This is a genomic window from Vibrio brasiliensis LMG 20546 (assembly GCF_000189255.1).
Classification (GTDB): Bacteria; Pseudomonadota; Gammaproteobacteria; order Enterobacterales; family Vibrionaceae; genus Vibrio; species Vibrio brasiliensis.
In genome coordinates, this window is sequence record NZ_AEVS01000018.1 from 1 (window position 1) to 12,931 (window position 12,931).

Consider the following 12,931-nt stretch of genomic DNA (forward strand, 5'->3'; position numbering starts at 1 on the left):
CACTAACGATGTCAACGCGCGTGTTGAAAAGCGTATCGATAATACTTGTCGTCGACTCATGGCAATCCCCGGTCATGTTAATAAAGGTGAAATGCGTAGTAGCCTCAATTCGATGGGCGCGTTGGTCGATCACTACTTTTCATTTAAATCCAATTCACGCAAAAACCTGCGTAAAAAGCGTGACGGCATATTCTTTAATGCACCGCCAGGAACCAAAAGTATTTCTCAGGTTGTCGAAGAGACCAAAGATAAGCAGACACGGTTACTGTTTATGGGACTACTTAATGCCTACCTGCAAGCGAAAGGACCGACTACTCTGAGGCGCTGCGCCCGTCCGCTATTAATCGTTGAAGATCCTGAAGGTCGATTGCACCCTACCCACCTTGCTCGCGCTTGGGGTTTATTGCAGTTACTGCCAATGCAGAAAATTCTAACAACCAACAGCGGCGATTTACTCGGACAGGTTCCTTTGTCTAGCATCAGACGCCTCGTACGACAGTCAGATCGCACCATTACCACCTACCTGTCAGAACAGAGTTTTGGCCGCGACGAGCTTCGGCGGATTGGTTTTCACATTCGTTTCCATCGTTCAGGAGCCCTGTTCGCCCGATGTTGGCTTTTGGTAGAAGGTGAAACTGAGGTATGGCTATTTAATGAGCTTGCCAATCAGTGCGGTTACAATCTGGCCGCTGAGGGTGTGCAAATCATCGAATTTGCTCAGTCCGGACTAAAGTCACTGATCAAAGTTGCCAAGGCATTTGGCATAGATTGGCACGTTGTGACTGATGGCGATGCCGCAGGTAAAAAGTATGCGGCGGCGGTTAAGGCTCAATTAGACAATGACCAGCAACGTCACAGGTTAACTGAACTACCCGATCGGGATATCGAGCACTACTTATACAACAATGGCTTTGAACCGTTTTTTAAGAACATGCTTAAAATCCCTCTAGAACATCCGATCCCAGCGAAGAAAGTCGTCACACGTGTGCTTAAGAAGTATGCGAAGCCCGATCTCGCTTTGGCAATTGTTTCTCACTGTGAAACTCAAGGCAATGACTGTATCCCGATTCTATTACGTTGGACGCTAAAACGTGTTGTGACCATGGCGAACGGCAATACATAAAAAAGCGGCATCTATTACTAGATGCCGCGTATCAAAAAATCAGCTGATACTAATCAATCGGGGGTGTCCTGCGCAGCATCGGTACTACTGTCAGGATTTGCATCTTAGGCTAAGAGCGCGTCTGTAAACGTGTATTAGCCTGAGATTGGGTTGACCTTTGATGAAGCCACATGCCGCTCGCTTTCATTAAGTAGCCAAAAATGCCACCTAAAATCAGCGAAGGGATCACAAGCTGCCAGTTACCATCTGCGGCAAAAGTCGCGCAAGAACCAATGAAGGTTCCAGGAATGTATCCTAACCAAGCTTGTTTAGCCTGAACGCACATAAAGAATGCGACTAAGGCCGTAATCACATAACCAAGGATTTCCAGCGAAGCAAACTGAGACGCATGGATGATCACCATTGCCCAGAAAACGCCACTCATATTAGTTATCAAACTTACTGATAACCCTTTGAGACCATCGTTTGGCGATGCAAAGTAGCTGGTACAACCTAAGAAGCCAGCCCAGGAGAGTAAGCCTAAAGAGATGGCTACCCAGCCCCAAAGTCCGGATAAGATACCTGTAGTTAGTGAAATTGCGACTAGAGTGCTCATTACGCCTCGCTCAGTGTGTGAATCACACATCAAAAGTTCAAGTAGGCATACTAGGCAATTTCATCACACAACTACACATCACAGATCACATTATTAAAGCAACAAACACATAGACGATCATGAAACTTGTGAGGTAATCGATATTTCAACAGATTTCGTTAATACCTTTACGCAGTATTCATTTAGAAAACCGATGGTTTTCCTTTCATCATTCGTGCACCTTCTCGCTTGATGCACTCAACAAGCGGGTTTTCGATCATATCTGCGCGCCAAACAAAGGATAGCGTCCGTTCCATATTCAGTTCCGGAACGTTAAGCGCAACAAGCTGACCGCTTTCAATGAATCGCTCAACATCTAAATAAGGCAGACAAGTCAGGTATTGCCCATGCTCTACCATACTGCGCAATACCGGCACGTGTTCATACTCACGCCATACATCAAGATCTTCAATCATATGGTGAATTGAGCTATCGAAGATCATTCGCGTTCCACTGCCGTGTTCCCTGAGAACCCAGCGAGCTTGTTCCAACTGGGCTAGGCTCACCGTCTCATGCCGGGCAAATGGATGATGTGCCGCCGCAACCACAGTCAAATGGTCTCGACACCAAACTTCTTGTAGAAGGCGGTTGTCATCACAACGCCCTTCGATGATACCCAGATCGTATTTATAGTCGAGTACGCCCTGAATGACGCTGTCGGTACTTTTGACCTTTAATGAGATTCGCATCTCTGGAAAAGAGTTATCAATAATACTGATAAGGTCGGGTACCAGATGCTCTGCCGGTGTTTGACTGGCACCGAGCTTAACGTGGCCACTGAGCAAATGCTGTTCATAGAAGCCCATTTCAATCTGTTGGGCATCCTGCAACAAGCGCTTCGCCTTTGGTCTCAGCCACATTCCCCAATGGGTCAGCGCCATCTGTTTTCCCTGACGTTCAAACAGTGGTCGTCCGAGCATTTTTTCCAACTGAGCCAATGACATGCTTGTCGCAGATTGAGTTAATGCGAGTTTATCAGCAGCTAAACTGACACTGCCGGTATCGGCAACGGCATCAAATACTGCAAGCTGTTTTAGTGAATATCGCATAGCGCTCCAATCCTTTGCTATTGATGGTGTTTCTAACACCTTTTACTACGTTCAAACTGTCAGGTTAAACCGACATATACGCAAACCGTTTCATTTTACCCGCCTGCCAACGCATATCAATATTTTTGATAAGGATTTTAAAAATTATCAATTTTACCTCTACTCGCCGCCAGCCTAATCTGACTGGGCAGTCAAGCGTTACAGGCTGCAAACACATAGGAGGAGATTTATGCAATACACGTTCAGGAGCGTTTATGTCATCAACTCAGGTCAATAATCAGTACTTCTCTCCCATCGAAATGATGGCGGAAGCTGAAAAGTTTGCTTTAAGCAAAGCGAAGAAAAGCAGCGGTATGACGCTAAGCCTGGCAATTATGGCTGGCGCGTTCATCGGACTCGCTTTCTTATTTTATATAACAGTCACAACAGGTAGTGGTGACAGTGGCTGGGGTTTAAGTCGACTCGCAGGTGGACTGGCATTCAGTATGGGATTGATCCTCATCGTTATCTGCGGTGGAGAACTGTTTACCAGCTCAGTGTTGTCGAGCATTTCCTGGGCTAACAAACAGATCAGCTTCACTAAGATGCTGTCTATCTGGGGTAAGGTTTATGTCGGTAACTTTATCGGCGCGATGTTTTTGTTGGTGATCGTTAGTGCAGCAGGTCTGTATCAGATGGATCATGGTCAATGGGGTCTTAATGCCCTCAATATCGCCCAACACAAATTGCACCATACGCCAGTTCAGGCATTCGCTTTAGGTGTGCTGTGTAACCTATTGGTTTGTCTGGCAATCTGGCTGACATTCAGCAGTGCTAATGCCATGACTAAAGCAGTCATGACAATTATGCCTGTCGCCATGTTTGTATCTAGTGGCTTTGAACACTGCGTGGCAAACATGTTCATGGTGCCATTAGGTATCGTCATTCAAAACTTCGCACCTGACAGCTTCTGGCAACAAGTAGGTGTATCGGCCTCTCAATATGCAGATCTGAATATTCAGCAATTTGTTTTGGCCAACCTTATCCCGGTCACGCTAGGAAACATTGTCGGTGGATCGGTACTTGTAGGTCTTGCGAACTGGGGAATTTATCGCAGACCACAACTCAGAGCAGCCAATGTCTCTCCAATTACAACAACTCAGTTAAATACGGTTAAGGAACTAACTATGAACAACAATCTAACGGCTCTAGATATCATGAATAGCACACCGGTAGTTTTACGTGCTGACATGCCTACTCCAACAGCGATCGACACTCTTTTAGACAACCATCTCGCTAGTGCTCCGGTTTGCGATATCGACGGTCGTTTAGTTGGCTTCTTCTCTGCCCACGATGTGATGGTTGACCTGTGGTGTCAGGACTACATTCCTAACGCTAATCAGAAGGTGGTCGATTTGATGTCACGTGAAGTGGTTGCTATCGACAGCAAAGATAAGTTGGTCGATATCGCTGAGTTCCTGTGCATCGACAAAGAACAGCTCTACCCAACCACCAGCATGGGAATGGCGACACGCTTTACAACACTCTCGTTGGAAGAACGCGCTAAATCAATGAAGGTTCACCAACCACATGTACTGCCTGTTCTCGAAAATGGCAAATTAGTCGGTGTGGTAACACGAGATGCAGTACTCGCTGCCCTTCGCCCTATCTATGGCGAACGCGTAACGCTTGTAGAACAAGGTGAGCTCGAAACAGCGTAAACAATACAATAACAACGCTTTGGCTAGAATTTTGGTTAGGAAATAAGTCGCTTGACCAAAAAAAGCCCCCAACATCTGTTGGGGGCTATTTTGTTATAAAGTCATTATGATTACTTCTTAATGCCTTCTACATGCAGTTCCATATCAACATAGCTTGATGTACCCATCACAGCGATATCGAAATCAGCAAGCTCAAGACGTGTTGTACCGTAGAAACCAGCACGCTCACCACCCCATGGGTCTTGACCAGCACCGATGAACTCAGCATCGATAGTGATTGGCTTAGTAACGCCGTGTAGGTTCAGATCACCAGTCACAGCCAGTTTGCCGTCACCTTTGTCAACAACACTTGTACTCGTGAATGTTGCTGTAGAGTATTTTGATGCATCAATAAAGTCACCGCTGCGGATATGTTTGTCACGCTCAGCATGGTTAGAATCAAGGCTGGTTGTGTCTACGTTTACTGTTACTTTTGATGCAGCTACGTTTGCAGGGTCGTAAGAGAATTCGCCATCAAACTGGTTAAAACGACCTTTAATAAAACTGTAACCAAGGTGGCTAACTTTAAAGTTTACAGATGCGTGTGCACCTTTTGTGTCAATCATGTAATCCGCTGCGTTTGCACCAAGTGGTAATGCCATTACCATCGCTAGTCCAGTAGCAAATAACGTCTTTTTCATTTTGAAGCTCCTATCATCTTACGTAGCGTATTGTCTTTATTAATAAAGTGGTGTTTGAATGCTGCAATTGCGTGAACAGCAGCAAGAATAATCAGAACCCAGGCAGCATAAAAATGTACCTGACCAGAGATGTCAGCTTGGTTTTCAAAAAGCGCGCCCATACTTGGCACGGTAAACCAGTTGAAAACATCAATCCCGCGACCATCTTCGGTAGAAATGAGGTAGCCAGAAGCAAACAGTACAAAAAGTAACGCATACATTGCTAAATGAGCCAGCTTAGCACCAACAATCTCTAGTCGATGCCCTTCCACACTAGGTGACGGTGTAACTATCTTCCAGACAATTCTGAATAGCGTTAACCCTGCCAGAAGCAAACCAATCGATTTGTGCCAGTGTGGTGCTGTTCTATACCACTCACTGTAATACGACAAATCAACCATCCATAAACCAACACCAAACATGGCAATAACCACTATTGCTGATAGCCAGTGAATCGCTCTTGTTAGTGGATTGTAATTTTTTACGTCCGACTTCATTTTACAGCCCTATACTTTAGCTTTACTTTTGTAGTGCCTAGACTACATATCACTTCTTTCTTGCAACAGATTATTTACTATTCTTTACTTTCGCGACATCCGCTGGCTTTGATTAAGTCGTTCAAAATTTTTGAAGGAACTAATCTCCCCCACTAAAAGTCACTGATCTGCTCCGCTTCATATATCTCATCGGCGATATCAAGCATTTTCCTTTCCATAATCCCTTGAGCATCAGCCAAGCCCTTGTTGTAAAAAGCGCTGCCGAATTTGGTAGTGATGAACTCAAGCAGAAATTCGCTATCAAACTGACCAATTTCGATATCAAGTTCGTCTGCTAAATAGTCCTGCAGTAGCTGTGACATCGCCTGTTTTTGTTGTGATGTAAATTCAATCTTAGACATAAACCCTTAAAGCTCTTCAAGTTTTAACCGATTAAGTGTAACGAAACTTTATCCCAGCGTGTTAGTCTACTTACGCTTAGTGCTCATTATGGAGAGATAGATCTTGTTATTGGATGTGTTAGTACAGAGCGTCAATGAATTTCAGGCGGACTGCATGGCGTTGTGCGAAAAGCATTACCCAACGATTCACAATAAAGGAATGAACGAGCATCACTTAGGCATTGCCTTTGCCAGAAGACTTTCTAGAACTTTGAATGAGTTCGGTCATGATTATGACTATAAGCCTCTTGATAGCGCAAATAACACAGAGCTGCCGCATCACTACCGTGTAAGCTCGGAAATTGGAACGGTTTGGATCCTCACTTCGCACTTAGTTAGTGCGGGCCCTTCATGCCGTAAAAAGCTGTTTAAGACTATCGCTCAGTGGCAGGAAGAGTATGGTTATGCTGTCCAACCAAACGATTTGTTGCTGCTATTAACCGATCACTGGATTACTCGCAGTAAGCAAAGCCGTGAGTTAATGCACTGGTGGACAGGGCAATTGCCAGACGAAATCGATGAGTACCGCGTTCAGGGAATTACCCTTTATGAAAGTGAATCTCTGCTCGCCCAATCTCTTGAGCAGCATTTCCGCCTAAGCCCCTACTTTGTTAAGTTCACTCACCCATTAAAACGTGCAACAGACAAACAGTTGGTACGCAAATACATTCAACTCTATTCGGTTATCCAACTCAGCTAGCCCGCTAATTCTGTCATCGTAAAGTCACTTTCTTCTACAATACTAATTCCACTATGTGGTGATAAAGAGGTAGAAGTGAAGGCCCTTAAACGCTATCAGTATGAGCGATACGCCATCTTATGTAATCTGGCTTATCAGCCAGCGATCAGGCAAACACAGTTTGGCTTTTCTCCCAGAGGACAACGCGTCATTCATAATCGCTTTGGTCAACCTATGATTAGAGTGTTGTGGAATGATGAGTCTGACGAAGTGATTGTCGTGATCAAAGGGTCTCATCACCCTTATGACTGGTTGCTGAATTTGGCCTTATGGCAGCGCCATAGCAAAAGCTCGCACTTTCCCTATTCTATCCATGCTGGCTACCACTACTTACTCTACCAAGAAAGCCGTCCAAGCAAGAATAGCGATCATCTTGGTACCTCGGTCATAGATAAAGTAAACCTCACTCTGCAACCTCTGATTCAAAAGGGAAAGCGGGTCACTTTTACCGGGCACTCTTCAGGTGGCGCTATTGCTTGTGTATTGGCCGATTGTCTTGAACGTAGCAACCCTCATTGCGTCAAGCGTGTGGTGTCATTCGGACAGCCGGCGATTGGTGGAGCTTCATTTATTCGCCACTATCTATTGTCTCATAAAACGTATCGAATCTGCTGCGATCTCGATATCGTCACGTTTTTGCCCCCGATTCCTATTATCTATCGCCATACTGGCAAGCTACTATGGTTGTACAACGGTAAAATTCACGAAAACACCCCAACCTCACATCGCCTGGTGTTATCAGCCATATCCTGGGTAATGCGCCCCTTTTCTTACCACCTAATGTCAAAGTACATTCGCAATAAAGACTTTTTTGATGAACGTTGATTTCTCCTGCGAGTAGTTAAGTCTGGTTAATTATCTTTTCAACACTAACTGCTCACTCAACGCTCTGTCGCACTAAACAAATCAATAAATATCCCTATTTACAATAGGTTAATTGGTTCAATAGTTGGACATGCCTTCAAGTTTCATTGCGCGAGTGCAAAGTTTGATTGACAGATTTACAGCCATGTCAATATTATGGCACAAGTTTGCACTATCCCGTTCTGAATAATTTAACGTCTATCGAGGTCTGTTGTAGGTATGATTCTCTCCACTAAGCAGCAATTTGTGGATTGCCTTTCTATCAATGAAAATTTGCAATACGTTGCTACTTATAAAGACCTCGAACTTACCAGCGTTTTTCAGCCTATTTTCGATCGTAATGATCAAATCATCGGTGTTGAAGCTCTGGTACGCATTCAACACATGAGCGAAGGTACGGTACGCCCAGACCATTTTTTTCATTCCGATTGCACCAATTTCGACGATAAAATCAATGTTGAACGCCTGAGCCGAGTCATACACATTCGTAACTTTGCTCGCTCTAAGTATCGCCACCTACAGCTGTTCCTGAATGTTCTGCCATCGGCGGGAGAATATTTGGCATTAGAAAGCATCGATTCGAGCCTGCTCAGCCAACGACTGAAAGCACTCAGACTAGACAACTCTCAAATCGTCATGGAAGTAATAGAGCTTGAAGCGTCATGTGAGGACGGATTAAGACGCTCAATGGATAAGCTGGCCGAGAACCAGTTTCAGATTGCTGTTGACGATTATGGGGTCAATGCCTCTACCCAGCAGCGCGTGGAACAGCTTAATCCAGATATCATTAAGATAGATCGTTCTCTTATGCTCAGTTATATGAGTCAAGATAGATCCCCTTTGTTGTCGAGTGTCGAACTGGCTCGCAGGCTTGGTGCTAAAACCGTCGTAGAGGGTATTGAAACGCAAGATCAACTTGATACGATGCGTAACTTAGATATCGATATGTTCCAGGGCTATTTTCTTGCTATGCCTAAGCCATTAGAGGTCGTTTTTCAGCATCAAACCAATGATTTTGAGGCTTTAGGTGACCCAAGCATCGTTTACACCAATTCTAAACACTAACCGTTCAATTATTGCTTCTATCATTGCATTTACCCCATTTGGCATATGCCACATCAATACATCATCACAAATTTAACATCTTTAGAACGGCAGATATACACGATATATCACTGACGACAAAAGTATTATTAAATTATTGCTCCAGATCATCAGAAAGGCAGATTGCTCTCGTGCCACAAGATAGAATTCTGTACATTCTTTGACATAGTTTGAAACAGTTTCTTTATATTTTTCATATCTTGAGGAGATTTCTATGCTGGAGCTCTTGATTGGCCTAGTCGTGACAATCACGGTCGGCTATTTCATTGTTAAAGGTTATAAACCAGCGGGTGTACTACTTACTGCCGGTGTTTTTCTACTAATTGTTACTGGCCTCATCGGACACACGGTTCTGCCCGCTAAGGTGGCGTCAACGGGCAATATGGTTACCGATGCTCTTGAGTACGTTAAGTACATGCTTCAGTACCGCGGTGGCGGTTTGGGTATGCAGATCATGTTGTTGTGTGGTTTCGCTGCTTACATGACTCATATTGGCGCTAACAATGTTGTAGTAAAACAATTTTCTAAGCCTTTATCCGTCATTAAGTCACCTTATGTATTGCTTGTTGCTGCCTACATCGTTGCGTGTCTCATGTCTTTGGCAGTGAGTTCTGCGACCGGTCTGGGCGTACTGTTAATGGCAACGCTATTCCCAATGATGACGGCTATGGGTATCTCTCGCCCAGCAGCTGTTGCTGTGTGTGCTTCTCCTGCTGCGATCATTCTTTCTCCTACTTCAGGTGACGTAGTAATTGCTGCCGAAAAATCAGGCCTGGATCTCGACGTATTTGCGGTGCAAACCGTTCTTCCGGTATCAATTTGCGCAATCATCGTAATGGCGGTTGCCGCTTTCTTCTGGAACAAATACCTTGATAAGAAACAGAATTCACCTATGGAGCGCGTTGACGTTTCAGAGATCGAAGTGAATGCCCCAGCTTTCTATGCTGTTCTGCCATTCTTACCAATTATCGGTGTTTTCCTGTTTAACGGCCGTACCATTCCGGGTCTGAAACTGGATATCTACACTATCGTCGTTCTTTCGATCTTTATCGGTGCCGTTGTCGACTATATTGTTAAGCGCTTTGACGGTAAAAAGACGCTAGAAGATCTTGAATCATGTTACCAAGGCATGGCCGATGCGTTTAAAGGCGTGGTAATGCTGTTAGTCGCAGCTGGCGTATTTGCGCAGGGTCTGATGTCAGTTGGCGCTATCGACAACTTACTACATCTGGCTGAAACAGCTGGCGCAGGCGGTATTGCACTAATGTTTATCCTGACAGGTCTAACCGTTGCAGCCGCTATCGCAACAGGTTCGGGTAACGCTCCTTTCTATGCGTTCGTAGAACTTGCTCCTTCTTTAGCCGCTAAAATGGGTCTTAACCCAGCATTCTTGATTATTCCTATGCTGCAGGCTTCAAACTTGGGTCGTACAGTTTCACCAGTTTCTGGTGTAATCGTTGCTACCTCTGGTATGGCGAAAATCAGTCCGTTTGAAGTAGTAAAACGAACTTCAGTGCCTGTACTGTGTGGTCTGGCTACCGTGATTTTAGGTACACTAGTGCTGGTACCAATGAGCGCATAAGCCGCGATTCAGATAGTAAAAAGGGCGCTCTGTGCGCCCTTTTTTGTTTTTATTCTGATTACTTAGTATCGCCATATCTTTCAAGGTAAAGCACCGTCGCTGCAGTACGAGAAGGCACTTGTAACTTCTTAAGCAAGCTTTTCATGTGTACCTTGACGGTAGACTCTGAAATAAACAGAGTGTCGGCAATCTGTTTGTTACGGAAGCCTTTAGCAACTTCTTTTAGGATTTGCAGCTCTCGATCGGTGAGCTCATCAAAAATATCGGTACTGTTTTCACGATCTTCTAAGTACTTAGCGACTTCGCGGCTATACGCTTTGTTACCCTGTAATGAAACGCGTAATAGTTCGACTAATTCATCAGGCTCAGTATCTTTAAGTAGGTAGCCGTCTGCCCCTGCTTTCACAATGGCTTCTATATCCGCCGGACTGTCAGAGACCGTAAGAATCACAATGGCAGCATCACATCCATCAGCACGAAGCGCGCCTAGGGTATCGAGGCCAGACATGCCCTTCATGTTGAGATCAAGCAATACAAGATCAGGTTTGTATTCGTGATTTTTCGCTACAGCATCAGCACCATTGCTCGCTTCTGCAACGACCTCAAAATCTTCTTCGAAGCTGAGTAGCTGTTGGATACCTCGTCTCATTAGTGGATGATCATCCACCAGTAATACTCTACATTCGGTCAATGTTTGCTTCCTTAATCTTTGGATACTCTAATAGTACTTCACAACCTTGGTTTGAACGACTATTGACTAACAGTTTGCCATTTAAACGCGAAGCGCGCTCTTGCATGATGCTCAAACCATAATGGTTGAGTTTCTCTACCGATTGATCAAAGCCTACACCATCATCACTGACCGAAACTACTACGTGAGTATCGGTTTCATGACATTGGATACAAATACGTTGTGCATTTGCGTGCTTTATTGCATTTATGGTTGCTTCTCTAATCAACTGTAATAAGTGAACTTGCTGATTAGCATCAAGTTCGATTGAAGATAATTCATTGGTTAAGATAATTTCCGCGTCTGTCTGCTCAGCAAGTTGCGCTGTCATTTCACTGAGCGCGTTACCAAAACTGCCCTCTTTAATCGTCAGGCGGAACGTAGTCAACAGCTCACGCAACTGGGTATAAGCCGCTGAGAGGCCAGTATCCAGCTCTGCTAAAATTGGCGTTGTCTTTTCCAGCTGCTTACTGTCAGGAATCTTAGAGATACCGCGCTTAAGCAATGAGACCTGTATTTTCAGATACGATAGCGATTGAGCTAATGAATCGTGCAGCTCGCGCGCGATCGTTGCCCGCTCTTCCATTAATAGCAGTTGTTCTGCCTGACGCTGTGCCTGATTGTAGTAAACCGCGCGCGAAAGTATTTGCACGAAGTTATCGATAAGTGCCTGATCCGGGCATGGCAGTGCGACCTTCCAATAGAGCGTTCCCAACTCGATGCCATCGAGAGAAAGCGCCTTACTCTGACAGTCAGATTCGCAACCCTTGCACTCCTCTCCCACAGTCAGGATCAGTGGGCGTTCTCCTTGCGCGGTAATCTCTAGTTTGACGGCAGCAATGCCTTCTAAACTGACAATGTGGGCGAGAATCGCTTCAAAGTTATCCTGGCCGATACGCGACGCCGTCAGCTCTTGAGAGGATTTATACAGAACTTTCAGAGAGTTATTGGCATGTTGCAGCTTGTGAGTTTTTTCATTTACCGCTTTTTCTAGTCCACGGTATAGCTTGCCCAATTCAGCGGCCATATTGTTAAACGTGCGAGTGAGTATGCCCATCTCATTCTCACTCGACACATTCAGTTCAACGTCAAACGAGCGAGACTGGATCTGTTCACTGGCATAAACCAATGCATTAAGAGGTCGTACGATCTGTCGTCTGATGTAATGCACGACAAAAATACCGACGATTAGGATCCCGCCTAAACCGAGTCCACCGACCCAGGCGAGTTTAATAAGCTTCTGTTCAGAAAAGTTCTGTAGTTTGAATACAAAAGCATCAATTTGATTAACAAAACCGGCAACCAGAATCAGGTAACGCTCTCTATCCTGACTCTTTAACACCTGCTTAAGGTCATGCCAGCGTACGATTAACCGATAGTAATCATGGGTAATATCTTCAGGGACAGTCCAGCCTTGCAGAGCCTTCATTGACGGCGCATAAATTGAGCGCTCGAACATAGTGATATGTGCGTTGTAGTCGACCGATTCTGACTGAATATCATGGGCTAAACGGTAGCTCTGCATACGCATAGAACCGGCTACGTTGACCGCTTCGGCATCGTTAAGACTGGACGCCAAAGTGATGATAGCAAAGCTGGTTGTGGCAACAGATAAAGCAAGGATTAAACCCATTGCCTTCGCTATGGTTCTGGTAACGGAGTTTTTCACACTTTTTAACACTGATTCACCACTAATTCAGGCTAACGCCTTCGATATTTACTGCTTGCCTCGCCCGACGAGCACAATATG

13 protein-coding genes are annotated in these 12,931 nt (G+C 44.9%); 6 read left to right on the forward strand and 7 right to left on the reverse strand.

Annotated elements, in window-relative coordinates:
- Window positions 1-1,123 (forward strand): ATP-dependent nuclease (locus RH46_RS03650; RefSeq protein ID WP_006878051.1); only part of this gene is annotated, 1,123 nt, incomplete at its 5' end.
- 109 nt (window positions 1,124-1,232) lie between these two features.
- On the opposite strand, the gene RH46_RS03655 is transcribed toward RH46_RS03650, so the two are convergent.
- Complete coding sequence (locus RH46_RS03655) at window positions 1,233-1,718, reverse strand: DUF1097 domain-containing protein (RefSeq protein WP_006878052.1); 486 nt, start codon at window positions 1,716-1,718, stop codon at window positions 1,233-1,235.
- 182 nt (window positions 1,719-1,900) lie between these two features.
- Window positions 1,901-2,806 carry a LysR substrate-binding domain-containing protein gene (locus RH46_RS03660; protein WP_006878053.1) on the reverse strand — a complete coding sequence of 302 codons (906 nt, stop codon included), beginning with the start codon at window positions 2,804-2,806 and terminating at the stop codon, window positions 1,901-1,903.
- 254 nt (window positions 2,807-3,060) lie between these two features.
- Between RH46_RS03660 and focA the strand changes: the two genes are divergently transcribed.
- A complete protein-coding gene (focA, locus tag RH46_RS03665) occupies window positions 3,061-4,506 on the forward strand; it encodes a formate transporter FocA (protein ID WP_006878054.1) in 1,446 nt (481 codons plus the stop codon).
- Window positions 4,507-4,616: 110 nt separating this feature from the next.
- On the opposite strand, the gene RH46_RS03670 is transcribed toward focA, so the two are convergent.
- The 3 genes from RH46_RS03670 to RH46_RS03680 form a co-directional block, all read right to left on the reverse strand.
- Complete coding sequence (locus tag RH46_RS03670; protein WP_006878055.1) at window positions 4,617-5,186, reverse strand: YceI family protein; 570 nt, start codon at window positions 5,184-5,186, stop codon at window positions 4,617-4,619.
- Window positions 5,183-5,722 carry a cytochrome b gene (locus RH46_RS03675; protein ID WP_006878056.1) on the reverse strand — a complete coding sequence of 180 codons (540 nt, stop codon included), beginning with the start codon at window positions 5,720-5,722 and terminating at the stop codon, window positions 5,183-5,185. Before RH46_RS03675 ends, RH46_RS03670 begins: the two co-directional genes overlap by 4 nt.
- A gap of 152 nt (window positions 5,723-5,874) precedes the next feature.
- Window positions 5,875-6,123: a DUF2164 domain-containing protein gene (locus tag RH46_RS03680; protein ID WP_006878057.1), complete on the reverse strand. Its 249-nt coding sequence runs from the start codon at window positions 6,121-6,123 to the stop codon at window positions 5,875-5,877.
- 103 nt (window positions 6,124-6,226) lie between these two features.
- Between RH46_RS03680 and RH46_RS03685 the strand changes: the two genes are divergently transcribed.
- From RH46_RS03685 to dcuC, 4 genes are all read left to right on the forward strand, one after another.
- Window positions 6,227-6,862, forward strand: a complete 636-nt coding sequence (locus tag RH46_RS03685) for a hypothetical protein (RefSeq protein ID WP_006878058.1) — start codon at window positions 6,227-6,229, stop codon at window positions 6,860-6,862.
- 75 nt (window positions 6,863-6,937) lie between these two features.
- Window positions 6,938-7,726 (forward strand): lipase family protein, encoded by a 789-nt coding sequence (locus RH46_RS03690; RefSeq protein ID WP_006878059.1) that lies wholly within the window; start codon window positions 6,938-6,940, stop codon window positions 7,724-7,726.
- A gap of 258 nt (window positions 7,727-7,984) precedes the next feature.
- Window positions 7,985-8,830, forward strand: coding sequence for an EAL domain-containing protein (locus RH46_RS03695; protein WP_006878060.1), 846 nt, complete (start codon window positions 7,985-7,987; stop codon window positions 8,828-8,830).
- A gap of 253 nt (window positions 8,831-9,083) precedes the next feature.
- Entirely contained in the window at window positions 9,084-10,451 is a 1,368-nt protein-coding gene (gene dcuC, locus RH46_RS03700; RefSeq protein ID WP_006878061.1) for an anaerobic C4-dicarboxylate transporter DcuC, read from the forward strand.
- 58 nt (window positions 10,452-10,509) lie between these two features.
- On the opposite strand, the gene RH46_RS03705 is transcribed toward dcuC, so the two are convergent.
- Both RH46_RS03705 and narQ read right to left on the reverse strand, forming a co-directional pair.
- On the reverse strand, window positions 10,510-11,142 hold the full coding sequence (locus tag RH46_RS03705; protein WP_006878062.1) for a response regulator: 633 nt from the start codon (window positions 11,140-11,142) through the stop codon (window positions 10,510-10,512).
- Window positions 11,129-12,862 carry a nitrate/nitrite two-component system sensor histidine kinase NarQ gene (narQ, locus tag RH46_RS03710; protein ID WP_040895090.1) on the reverse strand — a complete coding sequence of 578 codons (1,734 nt, stop codon included), beginning with the start codon at window positions 12,860-12,862 and terminating at the stop codon, window positions 11,129-11,131. The genes RH46_RS03705 and narQ overlap by 14 nt, the downstream gene beginning before the upstream one ends.
- Window positions 12,863-12,931 lie beyond the last annotated feature (69 nt).

Bases quoted from the DNA above. Each gene is read 5' to 3' on its own strand.
- RH46_RS03655 (WP_006878052.1), bottom strand. From the start codon at position 1,718: ATGAGCACTCTAGTCGCAATTTCACTAACTACAGGTATCTTATCCGGA.
- RH46_RS03660 (WP_006878053.1), bottom strand. From the start codon at position 2,806: ATGCGATATTCACTAAAACAGCTTGCAGTATTTGATGCCGTTGCCGAT.
- focA (WP_006878054.1), top strand. From the start codon at position 3,061: ATGTCATCAACTCAGGTCAATAATCAGTACTTCTCTCCCATCGAAATG.
- RH46_RS03670 (WP_006878055.1), bottom strand. From the start codon at position 5,186: ATGAAAAAGACGTTATTTGCTACTGGACTAGCGATGGTAATGGCATTA.
- RH46_RS03675 (WP_006878056.1), bottom strand. From the start codon at position 5,722: ATGAAGTCGGACGTAAAAAATTACAATCCACTAACAAGAGCGATTCAC.
- RH46_RS03680 (WP_006878057.1), bottom strand. From the start codon at position 6,123: ATGTCTAAGATTGAATTTACATCACAACAAAAACAGGCGATGTCACAG.
- RH46_RS03695 (WP_006878060.1), top strand. From the start codon at position 7,985: ATGATTCTCTCCACTAAGCAGCAATTTGTGGATTGCCTTTCTATCAAT.
- dcuC (WP_006878061.1), top strand. From the start codon at position 9,084: ATGCTGGAGCTCTTGATTGGCCTAGTCGTGACAATCACGGTCGGCTAT.